The 23,087-nt window shown below is 67.7% G+C and carries 21 protein-coding genes; 12 read left to right on the top strand and 9 right to left on the bottom strand.

Translation table 11 applies throughout. The annotated features are described in order from the left end of the window. Positions 1 to 16: 16 nt before the first annotated feature. Positions 17 to 1,138 (bottom strand): DUF5938 domain-containing protein, encoded by a 1,122-nt coding sequence (locus tag ACFXI3_RS40470; RefSeq protein ID WP_344279971.1) that lies wholly within the window; start codon positions 1,136 to 1,138, stop codon positions 17 to 19. Positions 1,139 to 1,178: 40 nt separating this feature from the next. After that, complete coding sequence (locus ACFXI3_RS40465) at positions 1,179 to 1,982, bottom strand: SDR family NAD(P)-dependent oxidoreductase (protein WP_378406920.1); 804 nt, start codon at positions 1,980 to 1,982, stop codon at positions 1,179 to 1,181. Between the two features lie 123 nt (positions 1,983 to 2,105). Between ACFXI3_RS40465 and ACFXI3_RS40460 the strand changes: the two genes are divergently transcribed. From ACFXI3_RS40460 to ACFXI3_RS40445, 4 genes are all read left to right on the top strand, one after another. Continuing rightward, complete coding sequence (locus ACFXI3_RS40460) at positions 2,106 to 2,720, top strand: TetR/AcrR family transcriptional regulator (protein ID WP_378406918.1); 615 nt, start codon at positions 2,106 to 2,108, stop codon at positions 2,718 to 2,720. 95 nt (positions 2,721 to 2,815) lie between these two features. After that, entirely contained in the window at positions 2,816 to 3,847 is a 1,032-nt protein-coding gene (locus ACFXI3_RS40455) for a Dyp-type peroxidase (protein WP_378406916.1), read from the top strand. Further along, entirely contained in the window at positions 3,844 to 4,641 is a 798-nt protein-coding gene (locus ACFXI3_RS40450) for a family 1 encapsulin nanocompartment shell protein (protein WP_344279959.1), read from the top strand. The genes ACFXI3_RS40455 and ACFXI3_RS40450 overlap by 4 nt, the downstream gene beginning before the upstream one ends. A gap of 84 nt (positions 4,642 to 4,725) precedes the next feature. Then, positions 4,726 to 5,262 (top strand): M15 family metallopeptidase, encoded by a 537-nt coding sequence (locus tag ACFXI3_RS40445; RefSeq protein ID WP_378406914.1) that lies wholly within the window; start codon positions 4,726 to 4,728, stop codon positions 5,260 to 5,262. A gap of 21 nt (positions 5,263 to 5,283) precedes the next feature. Here ACFXI3_RS40445 and ACFXI3_RS40440 read toward each other — a convergent pair whose 3' ends face one another. After that, on the bottom strand, positions 5,284 to 6,489 hold the full coding sequence (locus ACFXI3_RS40440; protein ID WP_378406912.1) for a glycosyl hydrolase family 8: 1,206 nt from the start codon (positions 6,487 to 6,489) through the stop codon (positions 5,284 to 5,286). A gap of 738 nt (positions 6,490 to 7,227) precedes the next feature. Between ACFXI3_RS40440 and ACFXI3_RS40435 the strand changes: the two genes are divergently transcribed. Continuing rightward, positions 7,228 to 8,076 (top strand): ion transporter, encoded by an 849-nt coding sequence (locus ACFXI3_RS40435; RefSeq protein WP_378406910.1) that lies wholly within the window; start codon positions 7,228 to 7,230, stop codon positions 8,074 to 8,076. 268 nt (positions 8,077 to 8,344) lie between these two features. After that, positions 8,345 to 8,572, top strand: coding sequence for a hypothetical protein (locus tag ACFXI3_RS40430; protein WP_344279947.1), 228 nt, complete (start codon positions 8,345 to 8,347; stop codon positions 8,570 to 8,572). Between the two features lie 348 nt (positions 8,573 to 8,920). Here ACFXI3_RS40430 and ACFXI3_RS40425 read toward each other — a convergent pair whose 3' ends face one another. From ACFXI3_RS40425 to ACFXI3_RS40405, 5 genes are all read right to left on the bottom strand, one after another. Continuing rightward, positions 8,921 to 9,154 (bottom strand): hypothetical protein, encoded by a 234-nt coding sequence (locus ACFXI3_RS40425; protein WP_344279944.1) that lies wholly within the window; start codon positions 9,152 to 9,154, stop codon positions 8,921 to 8,923. 135 nt (positions 9,155 to 9,289) lie between these two features. After that, entirely contained in the window at positions 9,290 to 10,672 is a 1,383-nt protein-coding gene (locus tag ACFXI3_RS40420; RefSeq protein ID WP_378406908.1) for a GH1 family beta-glucosidase, read from the bottom strand. A gap of 2 nt (positions 10,673 to 10,674) precedes the next feature. Continuing rightward, positions 10,675 to 11,517 carry a carbohydrate ABC transporter permease gene (locus ACFXI3_RS40415; protein WP_378406938.1) on the bottom strand — a complete coding sequence of 281 codons (843 nt, stop codon included), beginning with the start codon at positions 11,515 to 11,517 and terminating at the stop codon, positions 10,675 to 10,677. 8 nt (positions 11,518 to 11,525) lie between these two features. Continuing rightward, a complete protein-coding gene (locus ACFXI3_RS40410) occupies positions 11,526 to 12,506 on the bottom strand; it encodes a carbohydrate ABC transporter permease (RefSeq protein WP_378406906.1) in 981 nt (326 codons plus the stop codon). A 2-nt stretch (positions 12,507 to 12,508) separates the two neighbouring features. Continuing rightward, the gene (locus ACFXI3_RS40405; RefSeq protein WP_378406904.1) at positions 12,509 to 13,831 is read right to left on the bottom strand and encodes an ABC transporter substrate-binding protein; all 1,323 of its coding nucleotides are present in this window, start codon (positions 13,829 to 13,831) and stop codon (positions 12,509 to 12,511) included. Between the two features lie 130 nt (positions 13,832 to 13,961). Between ACFXI3_RS40405 and ACFXI3_RS40400 the strand changes: the two genes are divergently transcribed. From ACFXI3_RS40400 to ACFXI3_RS40380, 5 genes are read left to right on the top strand one after another with little or no spacing between them, the layout of a single operon-like run. After that, complete coding sequence (locus ACFXI3_RS40400) at positions 13,962 to 14,990, top strand: LacI family DNA-binding transcriptional regulator (RefSeq protein WP_378406936.1); 1,029 nt, start codon at positions 13,962 to 13,964, stop codon at positions 14,988 to 14,990. Between the two features lie 50 nt (positions 14,991 to 15,040). Then, on the top strand, positions 15,041 to 16,381 hold the full coding sequence (locus tag ACFXI3_RS40395) for a hypothetical protein (protein ID WP_378406902.1): 1,341 nt from the start codon (positions 15,041 to 15,043) through the stop codon (positions 16,379 to 16,381). Continuing rightward, positions 16,381 to 16,881 carry a hypothetical protein gene (locus ACFXI3_RS40390; RefSeq protein WP_344279930.1) on the top strand — a complete coding sequence of 167 codons (501 nt, stop codon included), beginning with the start codon at positions 16,381 to 16,383 and terminating at the stop codon, positions 16,879 to 16,881. The genes ACFXI3_RS40395 and ACFXI3_RS40390 overlap by 1 nt, the downstream gene beginning before the upstream one ends. After that, positions 16,874 to 19,363, top strand: coding sequence for an Hsp70 family protein (locus tag ACFXI3_RS40385; RefSeq protein ID WP_378406899.1), 2,490 nt, complete (start codon positions 16,874 to 16,876; stop codon positions 19,361 to 19,363). Before ACFXI3_RS40390 ends, ACFXI3_RS40385 begins: the two co-directional genes overlap by 8 nt. Then, the gene (locus ACFXI3_RS40380; RefSeq protein ID WP_378406897.1) at positions 19,360 to 20,235 is read left to right on the top strand and encodes a hypothetical protein; all 876 of its coding nucleotides are present in this window, start codon (positions 19,360 to 19,362) and stop codon (positions 20,233 to 20,235) included. The genes ACFXI3_RS40385 and ACFXI3_RS40380 overlap by 4 nt, the downstream gene beginning before the upstream one ends. Here the strand turns inward: ACFXI3_RS40380 and ACFXI3_RS40375 are convergent. Beyond that, a complete protein-coding gene (locus ACFXI3_RS40375; RefSeq protein ID WP_344279921.1) occupies positions 20,204 to 21,568 on the bottom strand; it encodes a cytosine permease in 1,365 nt (454 codons plus the stop codon). The genes ACFXI3_RS40380 and ACFXI3_RS40375 overlap by 32 nt on opposite strands. 208 nt (positions 21,569 to 21,776) lie before the next feature. Between ACFXI3_RS40375 and ACFXI3_RS40370 the strand changes: the two genes are divergently transcribed. Then, positions 21,777 to 22,937 carry an FAD-dependent oxidoreductase gene (locus tag ACFXI3_RS40370; protein ID WP_378406895.1) on the top strand — a complete coding sequence of 387 codons (1,161 nt, stop codon included), beginning with the start codon at positions 21,777 to 21,779 and terminating at the stop codon, positions 22,935 to 22,937. Positions 22,938 to 23,087 lie beyond the last annotated feature (150 nt).

Raw genomic sequence — 23,087 nt, 5'->3', positions numbered from 1 at the left:
CGCTCGTCTCCCAGTCTCAGGACTGCACCGTCAGAACCGGATTCGAGACCAGCCCGAACGACCGCAGAACGCCGAGCAGCTCACGGTGTCCGAACGCCTGGCACGCCGACGCGAACCCAGCCCGCCGCGGCGGTTGCTGCAGCAGCGAATACGCCGCGTACGCCTGCATCAGCCCGGTCTGCTTGTAATTGCAGGTCCCGTGAATCACGCAGTGCGCGCGACCAAGCGGACCGGACGCGTGCACCGAGTCCAACGACGTGTTGATCCGCTGGTTTTCCCTTGGCGGCATTTCGTCCCGGACGGCGGCGGCCTGTTCGTGCAGCACCTTGAGTTTTTCTTCCAGCGGCAGGTCTTTCACCTGCTCCAGCACGGCCGCGACGATCTGCGGCACGCCTTGCATCAACGCCCGGTCGAACACGCCGCCGACCGCCTTCACGTTCGCCACGCGCGGATCGTTCTTGAACCACACCGGATGCGACGTCCCGCCCCACGGCAGCGCGAGCCCGATCTCGTGATGTCCCGGCACGGCGACATCCTGCAGCCCGCCGTCGGCTGGCCAAGGCAGGTATTCGTTCTGCTCCAAGTAGTACGCGGCGGACAGCGCGGCGTTCACCAGGATGGTCTGCGTGGAAGCGACTGTGGGGTAACCCTTCCAGAACACCAGGATGTCCAAAGTGTCCAGTCCGGGTGTCTCCAGGCAGAGGTTCGCCGCGATCTCGCCGGTGGTGTACATCTGCGCGATGCCGGGGGAGAGCAGCAGGCCCTTCGCGGCCATGTCCGCGCCGTAGCGCTCTTCGGCAGAGATCAGCCAGTCCTGCTCGCCGGTGGTGTCGAGGTAATGCGTTCCGGATTCGAGACACGCCTGGACGACCTCGTGGCCGTATTCGCTGAACGGGCCGACGGTGTTGCACACCACCGACGCGTCGCGGAAAAGCTCGGTGAGCGGACCGGTTTCGTGCGATACCTCGACGACCTCGTGGTCCACGGTGTCGAGGCCGGGAATGTGGTCGAGCGCCGCCTGGACCCGGGCCTTGTCCCGGCCGGCCGCGGTGAAGGGCACGTTGTACTCGCGGAGGTATTCGCAGATCAGGCGGCCGGTGTAGCCGGACGCGCCGTACACGACGACGGGCTTGGTCACTGGGTTTCCTTTCTTGGAGTGCCGGAGCGCTGGAGGGGATTCACATGCCCATGCCGCCGTCGACCGGGAGGCCGGCGCCGGTGATGAAGCGGGCGGCGTCCGAGGCGAGGAACACCACCGCGTCGGCCATGTCGGCGACCTCGCCGAGCCGTCCGGCCGGGGTCTGCGCGACGACCGCGCCGATCGCGTCCTCGACGCTCGGGAACAGCCCGACGTCGACCACGTCCATCGCGAGCTGATTGCCCATCTGCGTCGGGACGAGGCCCGGGTACACGCAGTTCACCCGCACCCCGTAGCCGAGCTTCCCGGACTCCATCGCCGCGACGCGGGTAAGCCGGTCGACCGCCGATTTCGTGGCCGAATAGCCCGCGATACCGGGGAAAGCGATGGTCGCGGCCACCGAGGCGATGTTCACGACCGCACCGCCGCGTCCGGCCGCGCCGCCCGGACGCATGGCGCGGAACGCGTGCTTCACGCCGAGCGAGGTGCCGAGCACGTTGACCTCGAGCATCTTTCGCACGTCGGCCGGGTTGAGGTCGGCGACGAGACCGGTGATCTCCACGCCCGCGTTGTTCACGACGATGTCGAGCCCGCCGTGCTCGCCGACCACCGCCTCGACCGCCCGCGCCCAGTTGTCGTCGTCGGTCACGTCCAGCCGGACGAACCCGCTGCTGGCCCCGCTCTGCTTGATCGCGTCGGCGGTCTGGCGGCCGAGGTCCTCCTGGACGTCGCCGATGACCACCGCCGCGCCCGCCTTCGCGAGCGCCTCGGCCATGCCCTGGCCGAGACCCTGCGCGCCGCCTGTGACCAGCGCGGTGCGCCCGGTCAGGTCGTAGGAACCCATCGACATCTCCTCCTTGAGACGTGCCGCCGGTGCGGTGTAGGTCACACCGTAGCTAATTTTGGACAGTCGTCAAGATTTTCTTGGACACTCGTCAAGAAACGCTGTCGCGCTAGACTGCCGGGCGTGACACAGGCGAAGGAGCGCATCTCCCGCCGCGCCGTGGACAAGTTCGCCCAGCGCCGCGAGCAGCTGGCCGAGTCCGCGCTGCAGGCGCTGGCCGAGCTGGGCTATGCCCGCACGAGCCTGCGCGAAATCGCCCAGAAATCCGACTTCTCGCACGGCGTCCTGCACTACTACTTCGCCGACAAGGTCGAGCTGCTCACCTACGCGGTCCGCAAGTTCGAAGAGGTCTGCGTGACCCGCTACGACGACGTAGTGGCAGCGGCGGGCTCGGCGGACGAGCTGAAACACGGCTTCGGCGCGGCGATGGCCGGTACGCTGCGGACCGACGCGGCGATGCACCGCCTCTGGTACGACCTGCGCAACCAGAGCCTGTTCGAGGAGTCGTTCCGCGGCGACGTGCTCGACATCGACGAACAGCGCCAGGACATGGTGTGGCGGGTCGTCCGGCGCTACGCCGAATTCACCGAACGGCCTGCTCAGGTGTCGCCGGAGGTCGCGTACGCCGCCTTCGACGGGCTTTTCCAGCGAGCGCTCCTGCAGCAACTCGCCGGTCAGGACGAGGCGGCGGACCGTTTGGAAGCCGACGTCGCGGCTCTGCTCACGCACTTCGTCTGACGGTTACCCCGCCCGAGTGGTGATGCCCGGTGCGCGCGCCCGTCCGTGGTTAGGATGCGCTCGGACGGTCACCGGGTGAGAAGGGGTGCGCGAGCGTGCAAGCGGGGGACCTTGAACCGCCTGAGCCGCAGGCCGTTTCCGCGCCGTTGACGAGGGCGGCGATCTTCCTGATGGTCAGCGTCGCCGCCGGTGCCGAGCAGACCGCGAAAGACCTCCTCGCCGACCTGGCCGGGCTGCAGCGCGCGGTCGGCTTCCGCGACGCCAGCGCCGGGCTCACCTGCGTCGCCGGGATTTCGTCCGCGGCATGGGACCGGATCTACGGCGGTCCGCGGCCCGCGGAACTGCACGAACTGCCGGTCTTCGCCGGCGAGAAGCACACGAGCGTCCTCACCGCCGAGGCCGACCTGCTGTTCCACCTCCGCGCGGAACGGCTCGACCTGTGCTTCGAGCTGGAAACGCTGATCATGAACCGGCTGCGCGGTTCGGTGACGGTGCTCGACGAGGTGCAGGGCTTCCGGTACTTCGACGCGCGCGACGTGCTCGGTTTCGTCGACGGCACGGAGAATCCGACCGGAGGCGGCGTCAATCAGGCAGTGCTGGTGGACGACGACGAGCCGTTCGACCGGGGCAGCTACGTGGTCGTGCAGAAGTACCTGCACGACATGCAGGCCTGGAACGCGCTCAGCACCGAGCAGCAGGAGCTGGTGATCGGGCGGCGCAAACTGTCCGATGTGGAGCTGTCGGACGAGGAAAAGCCCGCCGACGCGCACATCGCGCTCAACGTGATCACCGACGACGAGGGCAACGAGCTCGACATCCTGCGCGACAACATGCCCTTCGGCCGTCCCGGGCACGACGAGTTCGGCACGTATTTCATCGGCTACACCAAATCTCCCGCGGTGATCGAGAAAATGCTGGAGAACATGTTCGTCGGATCGCCGCCCGGCAACTACGACCGGATTCTCGACTTCTCCACGCCCCTCACCGGCGCTTTGTTCTACGTGCCCACAGCGGACTTCCTGGAAGATCCGCCGGACGCCCCGCCCGAGCCGGAACCGCCGGCTGCCGCGACGCCCGCCGGGACGTCGCTGGGCATCGGAAGCCTGCGAAGGAGCATTCGGTCATGAACAACCTGCATCGCGAACTCGCCCCGATCTCCGCCGCCGCGTGGGCGGACCTGGAGGAAGAGGCGAAGCGCACCTTTGCCGAGTTCGCCGCCGCGCGCCGAGTGGTCGACGTCGTCGTCACCGGAGACCCGGCGCTCGCCGCGATCGGCACTGGACGTCGCGAGCGTGTCGGCGACAAATTCGACGGCGTCGCGACGAGCCTGCGTACCGCGCAACGGATTGTGGAGCTGCGGGTGCCGTTCACGGTGTCGCGCGAGGAAGTCGATTCGGTCGAGTGGGGCGCGAAAGACGCCGACTGGCAGCCGGTGAAGGACGCCGCGCAGCAGATCGCGTATGCCGAGGACCGGATCGTGCTCGACGGTTTCGCCGAGGCAGGCATCACCGGGATCCGCCCGGCGTCGTCGCTCTCGCCGATCGCGCTGCCGCCGGAGGCTCCCGGCTACCCGAAGGCGATCGGCGACGCGATCGCCGAACTGCGCGACGCGGGCGTGGCCGGGCCGTACACCGTGCTGCTCAGCGACGACGAGTTCACCGCCGCGTACGAGGCGGCCAACCACGGTTATCCGGTGCTGGAACACCTGAAGCAGATTGTGGACGGCGACCTCATCCGCACGCCCGCCATCAGCGGAGCCTGTGTGCTGTCCACTCGCGGCGGCGACTACGAACTCCACTTCGGACAGGATCTGTCCATTGGGTACTCCAGCCACGACGCGTCCACTGTGGAGCTGTACTTCTACGAGACGCTGACGTTCCTCGTGAACACCGCCGAAGCGGGGATCGGGCTGACCGCCTGAGCCGTTACCTGATCATGCGGTCTCGTTACGCGGCGCGGACATTCGCCGAACCTTCCGGGGATACCCGCTCGCGATAGTTGCGGCGTGCCGCAGAACAAGATCAAAAACGTGCTGCTCGTGCTGCCCATGGTCGTTGTCGCCGGGTGCTCCGGTCTCGCCGTCCTCGACGGCGACCCGGATCACGACCCAGCTCAAGGCGGCGCTCCCGAGGGCGTCATGCTCACGCCGTTCGACACGAACTACCCGGCCGTCGGGAATCTCGACCCGGCGTTGCGGAAAGCGTTGCAGGACGCGGCAACCGACGCGCGTCAGCGCAAAGTGGACATTCACATCGCGTCCGGCTGGCGAACCAGGGAGTACCAGCAGAAACTGTTGGACGCGGGCATCGAAAAGTACGGCAGCCTGGAAAAGGCGCGGAAGTACGTGAACACGCCGGAACAATCGACGCACGTGTCCGGCAAGGCCGTCGATGTCGCCCCCACCCGCGCCGACGACTGGCTCATCCAGCACGGCGCGAAATACGGACTGTGCCAGGTGTACTCGAACGAGATGTGGCACTTCGAACTGCTCACCACCCCGGGCGGCAAGTGCCCGCCCACCCGTACGGACGCCGCCGGTTAGCGTCCGCACGGGCGGTCCGGGTCACGGGGCCCAGTAGTTGCCGGACATCACCAGGTAGACCAGCAACTTGATGGTCTCGCCGTAGTAAGTGTCGTCATACGGGTTGCCCGCCATGTACTTCCACAGCGAATCGGTCCACGCCTGATCGCCGGCGACCATCGCCGCGACCCCCACCGGGTTGGCCGCCACCTCGGACTGGTCGCTGGTCTTGGTCGGCGTACCGTCCAATTTGGTGTGCGGATAGATCTTGGCCGGGTTGCCGCCGGACTTGCTCTTGTAGCTGGCCGATTCCTTCTTGGCGACGTCGGTCGCGACCTTGCCGCCGTAGAGCAGCGCGTCAGTGCCCATGTGCCAAGGCACGCGAACGGAGTTGTACCCGACGATGTTGTCCGGCTGATTCTCGAGATGATCCGCCGGCGCGGGCTTCGGGCTGCTGGTGTTCGCCCCGACCACGAAGTCCGACAACAGATTCGCGGTCGGCGAGTACTTGGCGGTGAACTGGCTGATCAGCTGCTCAGTCCGAGTGACGACCTTGTTCCAGTCGTGCGCGGTGTCGTACTTCGCGAACGCGCGCAAGTGGTCGAGCATGAAGTCCGACGGCCGGGTGTCGTCGTTGCCCGCGTCGTCGGCGATCTTGAGATGCCCGTCGGAGGCGACGTCATGCTGGTAAACCTTGGCCAGCCAGTCCTTCGCGGCCGCGCTGTAACTGCCCCACTGCTTGTCCGCGAGAATCAGCCCGTAACCGACGTCGAGGTCGCCGTCGGTGGCGGAGTCAGGGGTGCCGCCGTCGGAGTACTTGCAGGTCTTGCCGTCGATCACCCACTGGAAGAGCCCCTTGCTGTCCCGGTGGTCCTGGACGAACTTCCACATCCCGTCGAAAATCGTCTTGGCCTGATCGTCGTACCCCGCCATCAGCGGGACGATGTTCATCCCGTAACCCTGCGCCTCGGAAACGGTGCCCTTGTTGGGCGCGTCGTCGGTGGCCCAGACGAGGTAACCGCCGCAAGCCTGGCGGAGGTAGGTTTTCTTCCAGGAGTCGTACTGCTTCTTGACCGCGGCGTCTTGCTCGGCCTGGCTGACCGACGGCCGGACACCGGTCTGATAGGTGACGTGCGCGGGAAACGGACGCGCCACAGAAGCCGCGGTGGCGGGCCCAGCACCGACCAACGCAGCAGTAAGCGAAACGGAAGCGGCGGCGAACAGCGCCACCTTCCGGGAAGCGGGCATGGAGGGACTCCTTGTTAGTAAACTTTCCTAACTAGGCGGCGTTGGGGAAAAGCCTGCTGCCAGTGGGGTGATCGTGTCAAGATGTCCGGCTCGGATGGCCCAGGTGTACCGGTTCCGAAGCTTTCCGTGAGTTGGCACTTTCACGATCTCCGGCCCCGTTGGCGTTCCGTGAGGGGAACCTTCAGGGACTCTGATTCCCTCAAGGGGCCCCTCACGGACGGCGCCCGCCGCTGCTGCGACGCACCCAATGTGGCATTGGGTGCATCTGACGCACCCAATGTGGCATTGGGTGCATCTGACGCACCCAATGTGGCGTTCGGTGCGTCAGATGCACCGAACGCCACTTTGGGGCGCTAGCCAGCCCCGTCTCGCGAGCCCCCGTGCACACCCGTCTCCAACCGCCGGCCCGCCCAACCGCAGTCCGCCCAACCGTGGCCCGCGCACCCAACTCGCCCACTCCACAACTGCACCAGTGCACCCAACCAACCATGCACCCACACCACCCCCGCACCCCGATACGAAGCTCTCCTGCGGTCTGAGGGTGCTTGTCAAGGCATCTTTCCCGCCTTGACAAGCACCCTCAGACCGTCAGCACAATCAAGCTTCGGGGTGCCCCCAGTCCCCACCCGGCGATGTGCGAAGCACGAGCAGTCCGCCACGCCCCGCAAAGATTCCCAGCCCCACCGACACAAGCATGGGATCATCACCCCGGCAACAACCAGGGATCAGGGAGCCAGCATGACCACCGGCCGTTCGGCCCAAGCTGAACTCAACAGCGGCATCCTCCCCGGCAACGTCCGGGCAGACGACTGGATCATGCTCGCCCTAGCCGTAATCTCCACCGGAATGCTGGGCTGGCTCCTGATCAGCCCACCCCCACCAGCCATCAGCCACTGGTTCTTCATCACCGACTGCACCATCTGCGCCATCTTCTTCCTGGAACTGCTCCACCGCTGGCGCAAACAGGCTTGGCGGGCAGCCTTCCTGGCCCGAACCTGGTACGAAATCTTCGCGATGATCCCCGTCGCCCACCCGGCTTTCACCGCGAACCACCACGTCCTAGGCGTAATCCTCCTGATCATCCGCCTAGGCCGAGCAGCAGACCGAGCCGTCGGCGAACAATTCACCTACCGCCTGGTGGACAAACTCTCCGAACCCATAGTCCGCGCCATCAAAAAGCCAGTGACCATCGCCGTCCTGGACGAGGTGGTCAAGGTCCTGGAAACCGGAAACTACCCCGAGAACCTGGCCAAATCCCTCAGCGAAAACAAGACCGAACTACGCGCCATCATCACCGAAAAAATCTCCGAAGACCCACAGTTGGGCAAACTGCGCAGGCTCCCCTTCCACGACGAAATCGTCCGAGCCACCGTGGACACATCGTTCCGAGTCCTGCTGGAAGTCCTGCTGGATCCCCGCATCGACGACTTCTTCTCCTCCGTAGTCCGCGACAACCGCGAACAAATCCGCCGCGCCGTCGCGCTCGGACTGGCCGATGTGGACGACTCCCCGGACGAGCACCTCCTCCGCACTCGCCCCCAGCGCACCGCCGCACACGAGTACGACGCGAACCACCCCGGTCGTTGATCATCCATTGTGGACATATCTACCCTGCGCCGTCGCGCGCTGACTCTCCGTTGCGGCACAAAGTATTCGCCCGCAATGGGCAAGCGGTGAACCGTCAACCGCTGAAAGAGTGCACTGTGGTCGCGCGGTGCGCGCACAGGTGCCTGGAGTAGGGTGAGATCTCTCGTTCCGTTGCTGCACAAGGGTTGTGTTGGCTCGAGTACGAGGCGTTCCCGCCGGTGCCGGGGCAGACTGGAGCCGGCGGGGAGGTTGAGCGCGGTTTGGAGTCGTGGACGTGATTGATAGCGGGCAGCAGGTGCGCAAGTGCCGTCGGCGGGACTGTGCGGAGGATTCCTTGTGGCGCGGGCTGTGCTCCGTGCACTGGAACCGCTGGCAGAGCGGCGCGGACGCGCTCGAACTCCCAGACGACGACGTTCCCCCGCCGCCCGCGCAGGTCTGGTGGCCGCCGGAGCGCTCGCACGCGCCGTTGAGCAGCCGGGTACTGCCGGGCTCGTAACCGCTCCCGGCCGCACCGAACACGGTCGGCGCGCACCCGGTTACTTCGGGCCACCAGGGAAGGCTTGGGCGCGGCCTTGCTTGCCGGACAACGCGTGCCTGGTTGCTTCGGGCCGCCGGAGAAAGCACGGGATGCGGCCTTGCTCCGCGGGCAACGCGTGCCTGGCTGTTTCGGGCTGCGGGCGCGCCCTTGCGCCCCGGGCAACGCGCGCCCGGCTGCTTCGGGTCACCGAGGAAGGCCCGAACGCAGCCTTGCTCCCCGGACAACACGCCCGGTTGCCTCGAGCGCCGGAGAAGGTCCGGACGCAGCCTCAGCCCCCGGCCAACGCGCCCAGAGCCTAAACGGCGTTTACCGCCGCGAACGCGGGATCCGCGGCTCCTCGGGCGCGGAGAGCATCCGCACCAGCCGCGCCCGCGCCACCCGGTAGAGCAGGTCGCCTCGGTCGTCCGGGACGACTCTGCCGTCGAGGTCGCGCCCGGCCGCGCGCACCACCACCTCGACCGCCTCGGCGGGCACCCGGCCCGCGAATTCCCCGGTCAGCCACGTGGTGACCTCGTCGGTCACCCGGCTCCGCACCGTCATCGGACACTCCCAGTCTCCGCTCGCGGGGCCGTTCGGGGCGGCCCCGGCACTGGTCCGACGGCCGCGCCCAGGCACCGTGACGCGAAAACTGCAGAGAAAGTCTTTCCTGGCGGCGCGAGTAAACCCGGGAGTAGGTCACCTCAGCGCATTGCGCGCGATCACCTCCGCATACCACCGCGCGCTGCGCTTCGGCGTACGCCGCTGGGTGCGGTAGTCGACGTGCACCAGACCGAAGCGTTTCGCGTACCCCTCCGCCCATTCGAAATTGTCGAGCAACGACCAGTAGAAATACCCGCGCAGATCCACTCCGCGGGCTAGCGCGTCGTGCGAAGCCCGCAGATGCGCGTCGAGAAAAGCGACACGATCGTCGTCGGAAACCTCGCCGTCGCGGAGCACGTCCGGGTACGCCGCGCCGTTTTCGGTGACGTACAACGGTACCGGCGGGTAATCCCGATGCACCTGCAGCAGCGATTCCGTCAGCCCGGAGGGTTGTACTTCCCAGCCGGAAGCCGTGCGCGGCGCGGCCAGGTCCGGGACGAAGTGCACCTGGTCGGCTCCCGGCCATTCCCGGCTCGCCGGCTTGCTTCCCGCCCGTGCCGAACCGGCCACCCGGTAGCCGCGGTAGTAGTTGACGCCCAGCCAATCGATCGGCTTCCCGACCACCGCCTCGTCGCCGTCGCGCACCACGGCGTCGAAACCGAATCGGGCCAGGTCCTCGCGCAGGTCGGCGGGATAGCCGCCGCGCAGCAGCGGGTCGAGGAACAGCCGGTTCTGCAGTCCGTCGATCCGGCGGACGGCGTCGGTGTCTTCGGTGTCGTCCGAGTCCGCGACGACCGGGTACAGGTTGAGCGTGATCCCAGACGGGGAGCTGGTGTGCTGCCGGAGCACGTCCATCGCCAGCCCATGCCCCAGCAGCAGGTGATGCGCCGCGGCTACCGCACCTTCCGGGGACGTCCGGCCAGGCGCGTGGACGCCCGAGCCGTAGCCGAGCATTGCCGCGCACCACGGTTCGTTCAGCGTCGACCAGCTCGCCACGCGGTCGCCGAGCCGCGCTGCGACGGTCTCGGCGTACTCGGCGAACCGGTAAGCCGTGTCACGCGCGGTCCAGCCGCCGCGGTCCTCCAGCGACTGCGGAAGATCCCAGTGATACAGCGTCGCCCAGGGCTGGATGCCCGCCGCCAGCAACTGGTCCACGAGCCGGTCGTAGAACTCCAGCCCGCGCGCCTCCGGCTTGCCGTGCGGCAGGATTCGCGGCCAGGAAAGGGAAAACCGGTACGCGGTGAGTCCGAGCGAGCGCATCAGCTCCACGTCCTCGGCGTAGCGGCGGTAGTGGTCGGCCGCCGGGTCGCCGGTGTCGCCGCCCGCGACCGCGCCCGGTCGTGCGGCGAAGGTGTCCCAGACGGACGCCTCGCGTCCGTCCACTGTGGTCGAACCCTCGACCTGGAAGGCCGCCGTGGCGGCGCCCCAGACGAACGCGTCCGGGAACGCGAGCACGTCGGGGATCGGCTGTGCGGACATGGTCACCCTTTCACGGCGCCTTGCATGATCCCGGCCACGATCTGGCGGCCGAGCAGGAGAAAGACGATGAGGATCGGAATCGTGGCCAGCGTGGTGCCGGCGAGCACCAGCGAGTAGTCGACGTAGTAGCCGCTCTGCAGTTTCTCCAGCGCCACCTGGACGGTCGGATTGCCCGCGTCGAGCACCACCAGCGGCCACAGGAAATCGTTCCAGGACGTCATGAACGTGAACATGGCGAGGATCGCGGCGGCTGGGCGGACGGCGGGAAGGCACACGTTCCAGAAGACCCGGATCATGCTGCACCCGTCCACGCGCGCGGCTTCGATCAGCTCGTACGGCAAAGCGTCCACTGTGTACTGTCGCATCCAGAACACGCCGAACGCGGTGACCAGATTCGGCACGATCACCGACTGCAGTCCGCCCGCCCAGCCGAGTTTCGACATCGCGATGAACAGCGGGATGATGCCGAGCTGGGTCGGCACCGCGAGCGTCACCACGATGAACACGAACAAGCCGTTGCGGCCGCGGAAGCGCAGTTTGGCGAAGGCGAATCCGGCGAGCGACGAGAACAGCACCGTGGTGAGCGTGACCGTGCCGGACACGAGGACGCTGTTGCCGAGCGCCCGCCAGAACGGCACGGTGTCGAAAACCCGGGCCGCGTTGGCGAAGAAGTTGCCGCCGGGCAGCAGCGGAGGGATCCGTTCGGTGAGCATTCCGTTGTCGCGGCTGGCCACGAGAAACGACCAGTAGAACGGGAACAGCGAGCCGAGCACGAACACGATCAGCACGCCGTAGGTCGCCTTGCGTGGCTTGCCGAGCTGGGCCGCGCGCGCCCGCAGACTCATTTGGACGCTCATCTACGCCTCCCTGCGAGCCGCCCGGTGACGAAGTAGTTGATCAGCGCGATCACGACGATGATCAGGAAAAGCACCCAGGCGATCGCGGACGCGTATCCGAGATTGAAATTCTCGAAAGCGGTCTGGTACAGATACAGCGTCACGGTCTGGAACTGGTGGGTGGAACCGCCGTTGTTCGACCCGGGCATCGCGTCGAACAGCTTGGGCTCAGTGAAAATCTGCAGCCCGCCGATCGTCGAGGTGATGGTGACGAAGATCAGCGTGGGTTTGAGCAGCGGCAACGTCACGTGGGTGAAGCGGCGTACGGTGCCCGCGCCGTCGATCAGCGCGGCCTCGTGCAATTCCTTCGGAATGGCTTGCATGGCGGCGAGAACGATCAGCGCGTTGTAGCCGGTCCATCGCCAGTTCACCATGATCGCGATGGCGACGTGGCTGGCGAACCGGTTGGCCTGCCAGTCCACTGGGGCCAGTCCGAGTGTCTGGAGCACGCCGTTGACGAGCCCGTACCGCGGGCCGAACAGGTTGGCGAAAATGATCCCGAGCGCCACCAGGCTTGCCGCGTAGGGAAGCAGAATGCCGACCCGCCAGCTGGTCGCGCCGCGCAACCGCAGCGTGAGCACCGCGGCGAGCAGCACCGCGATGATCAGCTGAGGCACGCTGGACAACAGGAAGATGCTGACCGTGTTTTCCAGCGCGTGCCAGAACTGCGTGTCCGAGAACAGTTCCTTGAAGTTGTCGAGTCCGATGAAGTCCGGGTTGTCGTCTCCGGCTTTCCAGGAAAACAACGACACGTACGCGGTGTACAGCAACGGGAACATGCCCACGATGGCGAACACGATGAAGAACGGCGCCACATAGAGATACGGCGAGACTTTGACATCCCAGCGAGCCAGCCGGTCCCGCAGGCCGGGCCGCGCCGCAGCGTGCTGCCGCGTCGTGGCCCGGCGTTCCGGAGCGGTCTTGTCGGTGACAGTCATCGTCAGCGGGTGAGTTTCTTCGCGCCGTCGACCAGCCGCTGCCAGCTGTCCGCGGCCGAAGCGCCCTGTTCGACCGACTGCAGGGCCGGGCTGGAGACGTTTTCCTGGATCTGGCCGTCGTTCGGGCCCTTGTACTGCGGCTTCGACACCTTCTTCGCCTGCTCGGCAAACAATTCGCCGATCTTCGCGCCGCCGAAGTACGCGTCGGTCGCGTTCAACAGCTGCGGGCTCTCCAGTGCCTTCGCCTGGCTCGGGAAGTTGCCCTTGGCCTCGAACGCCTTGATTTGCTGCTCCGGCGCGGTGAGCCAGGCGGCGAGTTCAGCGGCCTCGCGCGGGTGTTTGCTCTGCGTCGGCACGGTCAGGTACGAGCCGCCCCAGTTGCCGCCTCCGCCGGGAAAGGCCGCGGTGACCGCCCATTTGCCCGCGTTGTCCGGCCCGGCCTGTTCCTTGATCACCCCGAGCATCCATGCCGGACAAGCCTTCGTGGCGAACGCGCTCTGCTTGAACCCGGAATTCCATTCGTTGCTGAACGCGGTGAGCTTCGCCGATTCGCCTTTCGCGACCGCGTCGGTCACCTTCGCCCAGGCGTCCTTGATGCCCTGGTTGTTTTCCACGGTGAGCTTGTCGCTGGTGTCGAGGTAGCCGACCGGCAGCTGGTTGACCATGGAGTTGAAGTTCTGCGCCGCCGAGTCGAACCACGCTTTGCCAGTTTTGGCGGTGTAATGGGTGCCTGCGGCGAAATAGCTGTCCCAGGTGGCGAACAGCGGCTTCACCGCCTCCGGGTCGCTGGGCAGCCCGGCCGCGGCGAGCAGGTCCTTGCGGTAGCACATGGCGAGCGGGCCGATGTCCGTGCCGTAGCCGATCAGCTTGCCGTTCTTGTCTTTGCCCGCGTCGTATTTCCACGAAAGCCAGCGGTCCGGCTGAACGCTCGACGGCCCGATCTTGCTCAGGTCGTTGAACTTCGAGGACTTGCTGAGGATGTCCGACAGGTGGCCTTCCTCGACGGCCTGCACGTCGGCGAGGCCGGAGCCGGCGGCGAGCTTAGTCATCATGTCCTGGGCGTATGGGCCGCCCTGCCCGGTTTTGCGGTGGGTGATCTTGATGTTCGGGTGCAGCCGCTCGTACTCCGGGATCAGCGCCTCGTAGCCGAACTCCGTGAACGTCGCGAGCGTCAGCTCCACATGCTCGTTCGGCCCGGCCGCCGCGGGCACATCTCCGTCGCCGCCGCCGCAGGCCGCGGCGCTCACCGCGGTCATCGTGATGCCCAGTGCCAGCACCAGGCCCTTCCGGAACGTTGTCACCGTCGTCAACCCCTTGGAAGTCATTCTGGGAGCGCTCCCAGATGCCGCACGAGTGTGTTGCAGGTAACGAGGGATGTCAAGGCCGGAGTCTCCGGGAGCGCTCCCGGTCGGCCGCCGTTAAGCTGGCCCGACCGACAGTCAGGGGGTGGGCGAAGTGGCGCCTCGGTCCGAGGACGAGCGGCCGACGCTGGAGGACGTCGCGGCGTTCGCCGGGGTTTCGCGGTCCACCGCGTCGCGCGCGTTGAACGACGACGCGTACGTCAGCGCGCGCTCGCGCGAGAAGGTGCTGGCCGCGGCGCGGGACCTCGGGTATTCGCCGAATCAGGCCGCGCGCTCGCTCGTCACCCGGCGGACCGGCGCGATCGCGGTCGTGCTGTCGGAGCCGGAAGCGCGGCTGCTCGACGACCCGTACCGGACCGCGGTGATGCGCGCGGGCTACCGGGAACTGGCCGACGTCGGCTGCCAGATGGTGCTGCTCTTCAGCGACACCCGCGAAGATCTCGGCCGCACCGTGCGGTTTCTGGAGGGCGGGCACGTCGACGGCGTCCTCGTCTTCGCTCCGCATCGCGCCGATCCGCTGCCGCGGGCGTTGCGGCTGCTGAAGCTGCCCACCGTGTTCGGCGGGCAGGCCGCTGATCTGCGCCGGGGCGTGCACCTGGTGGACTTCGACAACGAGGGCGGTGCCCGGCAAGCGGTGACGCACCTGGTGGAATCCGGCCGCCGACGGATCGCGACCATCGCGGGCCCGCAGGACCAGGGCGCGCCGATCGACCGGCTCGCCGGCTGGCGCAAGACGCTCGTGGACGCCGGGATCGACCCGGTCGGGTTGTCCGAGGAGGCCGACTTCACGCTGGCCGGAGGCGCGAAGGCGATGGCCGCACTGCTGGAGCGGGTACCGGATCTCGATGCGGTGTTCGTCGGCAGCGACATGATGGCGGTCGGCGCGCTGCGCACGCTGTCGGACGCTGGACGCGACGTGCCCGGCGACGTCGCGGTGGTCAGCTTCGACGACAACGCCGCGCTGGCCCCGGCCATGACGCCACCGTTGACCTCGGTGCACCAGGATCCGCGCGAACAGGTCCACGCGATGGTCTCGACGCTGATGCGGCTGCTGGACGGCGAGGACGTCGCGCCGGGCGCGCAGATCTTGCCGGTTTCGCTGGTCGTCCGCGAGTCCAGCTAGCCCGGCTCTTCCGGGACCCCTCCCAGCCGCCTCGCCTTACCTTCCCCGGCATGGGAGCGAACGAGGGGCGCGGCCGGGCCGCCGCGGCGCGGGTGCGGGAGGTGGCGACGCCCGAGCTGTACCGCCGCAATCCCTTCCGGATCGTCGGGCTCACCGCGACCGCGACGCGGCGGGAGGTGCGGGAACGGCGCCTTCGAGTCCTAGGGGTGCTCGAAGTCGGCGGCGCGACACCGGACGGGGTGCCCGCGGACGCGACCGTCGACGAGGTGCGGGCGGCCTTCGACGCGCTCGGCAACGCCGAACACCGGCTCGTCGACGAAGTCTTCTGGACCTGGGGCCTGCCCACCGACTGCGGGTGTCCGCTCCAACTGCACCAGAAGCACGACAACGCGGTCGCCGCCTACGCGGCAGCCCTCGACGCGGAAGCCGACCGCACCGACGACCACCCCACTCCATTGTGGACCGAAGCCGGTCGGTGCTGGGGAGCGGTCCTGCGGAGCGAATCGTTCTGGCGGCATCTGAATCACCGCGTCGAAAAGCTGGGCGACCGGCGGCTGGACGAATCCACTGTGGATGGGATGCGGCTCGCCTTGCCGGACGCTTTGCTCGCGCCGTTGATCGAAGTGGCTGCCCGGTCGGCGGAGCCGCGGCGGTTCACCGGGTATCTCGCGGTGTTCGGGGCTGATCGGCATGCCGTCGAGGACGCGCGTGCGGCTATTGCCGACGGGACGTATCGGCGGGCCGAGTCGTTGCTCAAGGATTTGCGCGGCGAGCTGGACGGGAACCGGGCCGAGGCCGCCGCTTGGCGGGCTGTCGAGGAGACCCAGCCATTGTTCGACCGGCTCGAAGAGGTCGTGCCGAGGGCGGAATTCCGGCGTACGGCGTCGCTTTCGGAGTCGATCGCAGTGGTGGCGAACAATATCGGGGTCGCGCTGGCGGACGCGGGAGGCGGGACGGGGCTGGTGCGGGAGGTGTTCGCGGTCGCTCGGCGGTGCAGCCGCGATCCGGAGACGTTGGAAGCTGTGGCGCGCAACGAGATCGCTGCCACGGCGTACGTGCCCAGCCGTCCTCCGGAGCGGGAGCCGTCGGCGGCCCGGATCGCCGGCGCGTTGCTGCACGCGGTGGCGGCGGCGGTGTTCCTGGTCCTGAAGCTTCCGCAGGACGCGATTTTGGCCTTCGTCTTTCCCGGCGCGGTTGCCGGGGCGTTGATGAATTGCTTTGTGGCGGCTCGGCCTTGGACGACCTCGGGGCGGTATCCGGCCCTGCTGGGGCTGGACTTGGGGGTTTATCCGGTGCTCAGTCTGATTGAGGTGCCGCAGTGGCTTGCCGTTGTCGTGGCGGTGGTGCTGGTGTACGTCGCCCCGTTCGTTCGGGTGCAGAGGGGCTTGTGATGCGAGACCGGCGGGGCGAAGAAGCGCGGCAACGCAAGCAGCACAAGGAATTCCGGATCGCTGAACCTGGCCTGCGCGAGGAGGAGCGCGCTCGGCTTCGTGACGCGCTGGAACAGCTCTCCGCGGTGTTGACCGATAAGGACAGTGCGTCGCCACTGTCCGAATCGGACTTGGCGGAGGCGGCGACGGCGTTGTGGCGGGCGCGCCGCAAGCTCGCCGGGGTCGAGGACCGGGTCGCGCGGCAGGCGGGCCGGTTCCTCAGCGCGAGCCAGGACGCGCTCGACGCGGCGGGGGTGCTGGTGCAGGACCACGACCGGATTCCCTTCGGCTCGGGGATGGCGCTCGAGGTGCTGCTGTTCCAGGACGAACCGGACCTGGACGTCGAGCGGGTGGTGGAAACCGTGCGGCCGTCGATTTACCTGACCGGCCGCCGGATCCAGATGGGACAGGTCATCGTCGGGCGCCCGGCCGCCCGGGGGAACGGGGAAGCGGATGCGTGACACGATCGATTTCGGGATCGACCTCGGCACCACGAACAGCGCGATCGCGGTGCTGGAGGACGGTGCGGTGGCGGTGATCAAGAACAACGCGCAGATGGATTACACGCCGTCCGCGGTCTGGAGCCGCCGGCGCGGCGTGCTCGAAGTCGGCGCCGGAGCACGGCGAAGGCTTGAGGACGATCCGGAAAGCGTGCAGATCGAATTCAAGCAGGCCATGGGATTGCCGGACGCGCGCCGCGAATTCCCGAAGGCCGGGTTCAGCATGACGCCGGTGGAACTGTCCGCGGAAGTGCTGCGGTCGCTGCGAAGTTCCGTCGTTCCACGGGAAATGCCGGATGCGGCGGTGATCACCGTGCCCGCGGCGTTCCTGCTCAACCAGACCGAGGCGACGCAGGAAGCCGCGAAACTGGCCGGGTTCACCGGGAATTGCCCGCTGCTGCAGGAACCGACGGCGGCGGCGTTCGCGTTCGGCTTCCAGAACGAAAGCAAAGGCGCGCACTGGATGGTGTTCGACTTCGGCGGCGGAACGTTCGACTCCGCGGTGGTCAGCACTGTCGAAGGGGAATTGAGCGTGCTGCACCACGCGGGCGACACCCACCTCGGCGGCCGGAACATCGACCAGGCCGTACTGGACCAGATACTCGCGCCAGAGGCGGCCCGGCAACTCGGCCTCAGTGATTTCACCCGGGAGAATCCGCGTTGGCGGCGGAACTTCGCGCGGCTGCGCAGCGCCGCCGAGACGGCGAAAATCCAGCTCTCCCAAGCGGAACAGACCCAGGTGATGCTCGACCTCGACCGAGGCGACGGCCAGGAGGAGATGTTCGAGTACGTCGTGCGCCGCGAGGAGGTCGATCAAGCGGCGCGACCGTTTTACCTGCGCGCGGTGCAGTTGTGCCGATCCGCGCTGGAGTCGGCGAATTTGCGTCCGGCGGACATCGACCGGCTGCTGCTGGTCGGCGGTCCGACCCTCGCGCCTGGGTTGCGTGAACTGCTGGCCGATCCGTCGGCCGGTCTCGGCATTCCGCTCGACCACAGCCAGGACCCGAGCACGGTGGTGGCACGCGGTGCGGCCGCCTACGCCGGAACAGTGGCGCGCCCGCGCGCGGTACGCCCGGCAAAGCGCGGGGAATACTCCCTGGAACTGTCCTATCCGGCCACCACAAGCCTGCCGACCCTGCCGGTTTCCGGCCGCTGTTCGACGGACGGCTCAGCCGACTGGTCGCGGTTCCGGATCGCGCTCAGCGCCCCGCAGCGCAGGCCGGTCTACCGAACGTCCGAGGTTTCCCTTTCCGCTGACGGCACTTTCACTGTCGACGTCGTGCTCGACGAGCTGAGCACGAATCGCTTCGAGATCGAATTGCTCGACCCGACCGGCGCGCGCGTTCCAGTACAGCCGGACTCGCTCACGATCACCCACCAGCTCAACGAAATGATGGGCCAGACCGTGGTCAACACAGTCGGCCTGACCGAGGCCGACGGTTCCTTCACTCCGATGCTGATGAAAAACGCGCCGCTGCCGGCCGCGAAGCGGCAGACATTCTTCACCACGGCGACGCTGCAGCGCGGCAACACGTCCTCGGTGATCCGGATCCCGGTCGCGGAAGGCGAACGCCGTCGCGGCGAGCGCAACCAGCAGGTGGGCGTAATCGAGATTCGCGCCAAGGACGTGCGGTTCGATCTGCCGCGCGGCAGCGAAGTTGTGATGACCTTTGAAATGGACGATTCGCGGCAGGTGTCCGTGGTCGCCGAGGTTCCCTTGCTGGACAACGAGTTCGAGGCGGTCATCGACCTTAAACAGCAGCATGTGCCGGACCCGCAGACGCTGCGGCGGCTGCTGAACGAACTGGAGGCGCGCCACGAACAGGTGCGGAGTGAGGTCGTAAGGACGCGTTCGGACCGGGCACGCGGGCTGCTGAACCGGCTGGACGAGCAGGGCAGTGTGGCGGCGGTCCGGGACGAGGTGCGCTCCGGCGGCGCCGACGAGGGGGCCGCGGTCGCCGCGGAACGGCGGATGCGCGACGTGCAGGCCGATCTCGACGACATCGAAGCGGAGCTGCGCGTTCCCGAGGTGCTGGAACGGCTGCGGGACCAGATCGACCACTGCCGCGAGCTGGTCGACCGGGTCGGGGCGGACGAGGACCGGACCGAGTTGGCCGAGATCGAACGCCGGTACGCGGCGATCGCCGAATCGCACGACACCGAGGCGGGCGAGCGGTTGTCCGATCGGGCGCTGGACCTGCAGGTGTTGCTGCTGCGCCGGGACGGTTCGCTGGATCTCGAGGTATTCAACGCGCTGCGGGCGTCGCGCGACACGATGTCCGATCCGGCTCGCGCGCGGGAGCTGATCCGCGAGGGCGAACACGTGGTGGCGACGTCGAACTGGGCCGCGCTGCCGGACGTCAACCGCCGGTTGCGTCGGTTGCTTCCGAATGACCGGCCGGGTCAGCCGGGCGGCGGCATTCTTCGCGGGGAGCGCGAATGAGCGGGCTTTCTCAGGCGCTGGAACGGGAACTCGTCCTCGCCGAAGGTGCCGACCTCGCCCGTCGCGGCGATTACGAAGCGGCCGTCGCACTTCTGGAGCCAGACTCAGCGGGCGACCCCGCCCGGCTCGATCTACTGGCGCGCGTGCACGCGCAAACCGGCGATCTCGCCGCGGCTGATGCGGCCTGGGCGGCTGTGCTTGCCTTGCAGCCGGACAATTCCGCGGCGGAGGCAGGACGCCGGGTGATCGCGAAAGTCCATTCCGGACGGTTACGGCACCGGCCGATCCGCCGGTATCTGCTGACTGCCGGGGCCGTGGTCCTGATCGGCGGCGCGATCGCGGGCGGGGTGGTCATGACGACGCGTCAGCCGCCTCCTGCTCCGGTGGCCATGGCGGCCAAGTCCGATGACGGTCTCCGCGCTGAGGTGGATCGCCTGCACGGCGAGGAATCCCGCGATGCCGCTGCGGCTGAGGAACGACAGGAGCGCCTGAACCAGTTGGCGAAGTCTTTGGCCGCACCGGGAGTTGTTGCGAAGGCGGGAGCCGATGCGGTCACCGTCAGCTTCGACCGCAGTCTGTTCAGTCCTAACGCGACAACTCCGAACGAGGCTGGGCAAACGGCGTTGACAGAATGGGCGAACGTCCTCAAAGGACGATCCGTGCGCGTAACCGTGATCGGCCATGGCGTCGCTGTCCCCGGCGGCCCGTCAAGTGGCGGCTCGACAGTCTCCTTGGCTCGTGCGTCCTCCGCGGCCCGATTGCTGGCCGGAGCGAGCGGATTGCCGTTGACCGCGTTCGCGATCTCGAGCGCGGATCAAGGCGCGACCCCGGCCCGCACAGTCACGCTCGAAGTGCGGCCGACCGACGCATAAACGCCACATACAACGCGCCAGGCACGATCAACCCCAGCAGCCACGAAATGTCCGCACCACCGAGCAGCGGCGCGATCGGCCCAACAAAAATGCCCTCCACGTTGGCGAACGGAATCTGCACCGCGATCCCCAGCACGTAAGCAGTCAGCGCGGGCCAAGCCCATCGGCCATAGCGGCCATTCGGGTCGTAGAGCGCCGCCAGGTCGTACTTCTCCTTGCGCAGCAGGTAAAAGTCGACCAGGTTGATCGAACTCCACGGCGTGAGGAAGTACAGCAGGAAGTCGAGGAAGAGCACGAAGTTCGACAGGAACTGCCCGCGGCCGAGGATGGCGATCACCGCGCCGACCACGCCGACACCCGCGATGTAGCCGATCCGCGTGGCCTGCGAAAGCGCCGCGCGGCGGCCGAAGCCGGTCAGTGCGGTCGCGACGGTCATGTAGCCGCCGTAGATGTTCAGTACGTTCACCGTGAACTTGCCGAGCGCGATAGCCAGCAACAGCGGGATCAACAGTGCTTCGCCACCGAGACCGACGACGTACGCGACTTCGTGGCCCTTGAACGCTTTCCCGGCAATGGCGTACGCCATCGCACCGAAGGACATCGCCCACACCGCGCCGAGCACCGTGCCGCCGTACGTCCACCAGAACGTCGCGCGCACCGAGGTCGCCGACGGCAGGTAGCGCGACGTGTCGGCGACGTACGGGCCGAAAGTGAGCTGCCACGACGCGGTCAGCGAGATCGCCAGCAGGAACTTCGGGAAGTCCAGGTGCGGCGCGGCGAGCACCGCGCCGAGGTCGTGCCCGCTGACCAGCCGGATCGTCAGGTAGAGGAAGACGACCACGGACAGCGCGGACGCGAGCCAGCCGAACCGGTGGATCAGCCGGTACCCGACGATCGCGATCAGCGCCGAGGCGAGTGCGTAGACGGCAATCGCGGCGTCCGTCGGCAGATGCGTGATCTGGGCGACCGCCTGGCCGCCGAGCAGCGAACCGCTCGCGAAATAGCCGAGGTACATCACCACGACGAGCACCAGCGGGAGCGCCGCGCCGTACACGCCGAACTGCGCGCGCGACTGGATCATCTGCGGGATGCCGAGCTTCGGCCCCTGCGCGGCGTGCAGCGCCATCGGAACGCCGCCGAGCGCGTTGCCGAGCACGACCGCGACGATCGCCCACAGCGGATGCACGCCGACCAGCACCGTCAGCGCGCCGGTGACCGCCGAGGTGATCTGCGTGTTCGCGGCGAACCACAGGGTGAACAGGCTGCGCGGGTGCCCGTGCCGCTCGGACTCGGGCACCGGGTCGATCGAGCGTCGCTCCAATGTGGCCGCCACGTGCCCTCCCGCGGATCTTCGGTGAATGCGCTGGACGAACTCAACGTCAGCGCGGGCCTGCCGGCCAAGTAGCCGCCGGATGATTCTGTCTCGGATCCCAGACCCTGACTAGCTGTCAGCGCCTGGCAGCGGACTGCCAGCGGAGTGTGCGGCCGGTGCCAGCCGACGCCGCCACTCTTCAGCGGTCACCAGCTCACAGGGGAGAACAATGCAGACTCCAGTCACCATCATCGGCGCCGGCCTCGGCGGACTGACCCTCGCCCGGGTCCTGTACCTGCACGGGATCCCGGCCACGGTCTACGAGGCCGAGTCGTCGCCGATGTCGCGGTCCCAGGGCGGACTGCTCGACATTCACGATTACAACGGCCAGATCGCCGTCGAGGCCGCCGGTCTCATGGACGAGTTCCGCGAACTGATCCTCGAAGGCCGCCAGCAGATGCGGATCATCGACCCCGACGGCACCGTCCTGCTGGACCATCCCGACGACGGCACCGGCGGCCGTCCTGAACTGCTGCGCGGCGAGCTCCGGCAGATGCTGCTCGACTCGCTCCCGGACGGCACCGTCCAGTGGGGCAGGAAGGTCAGCAACGTCCGCACGGTCGCCGACGGACATGAGGTTGCCTTCGCCGACGGCGGTTCGGTCGTCGCGAAGCTGCTGGTCGGCGCGGACGGCGCGTGGTCGCGGGTGCGGCCGCTGCTGTCCGACGCAGTGCCGGAGTACATGGGCCTCGCGTTCGTCGAGACGTACCTCTACGACGCCGAAACCCGGCACCCGGCGGCCGCGAAGGTCGTGGGCGGCGGCGGAATGGGCGCGCCGGGGCCGGACCGGCGCATCATGGTGCACCGCGAACGCGACGCGCTGCACACCTACGCGATGCTGAACAAACCGCAGGAATGGTTCGACGCACTCGAAGGCCTCGACACCCCGGCCGCTCTCGCCCGGATCGAGGCCGAGTTCGACGGCTGGGCCCCGGAACTCCGCGAGCTGATCTCCGGCGGCGACACCGCGCCGATCCTGCGCCGGCACTATCGGCTGCCGGGCGTGCACCGGTGGGAGCGGACCCCGGGCGTGACGCTGATCGGCGACGCGGCCCACCTGCAGGGCCCGAACGGGGAAGGCGCGAACCTGGCCATGCTCGACGGCTCCGACCTCGCCGAACTGCTCGCCGCGCATCCGGGCGACGTCGAGACCGCGCTGACCCTGCACGAGGAACGGATGTTCGCGCGCAGCGAGGAGGTCGCCGCTGAGTCCGCGGAGATGGTCAAGCGGATCACCGCCGACCACGGGAAGGATACGGCGAAGGTGGTGGCCGAGGGGTTCCGGCGGATGCTCGCGAAGAAGCGGGAACCGGCGGAGCGGGTCAGCTGAGACTGCGCCGGGCACGCGGTGAAAGTCCGTGAGGGGAACCCTGAGGGACTCTGATTCCCTCAGAGGGTGTTGTGGAACCTGGTGTTCGGTTCGGTGTGTCGGCTGTGGTAGCGGCGTGGCGATGGTGATCATCGGGTCGGGTGTGCGTCT

Source organism: Amycolatopsis sp. NPDC059235, from assembly GCF_042754125.1.
GTDB lineage: Bacteria > Actinomycetota > Actinomycetes > Mycobacteriales > Pseudonocardiaceae > Amycolatopsis > Amycolatopsis albidoflava.
Note: the sequence above shows the minus strand (reverse complement) of the source record. Positions and strands in the feature narration are given on the sequence as shown.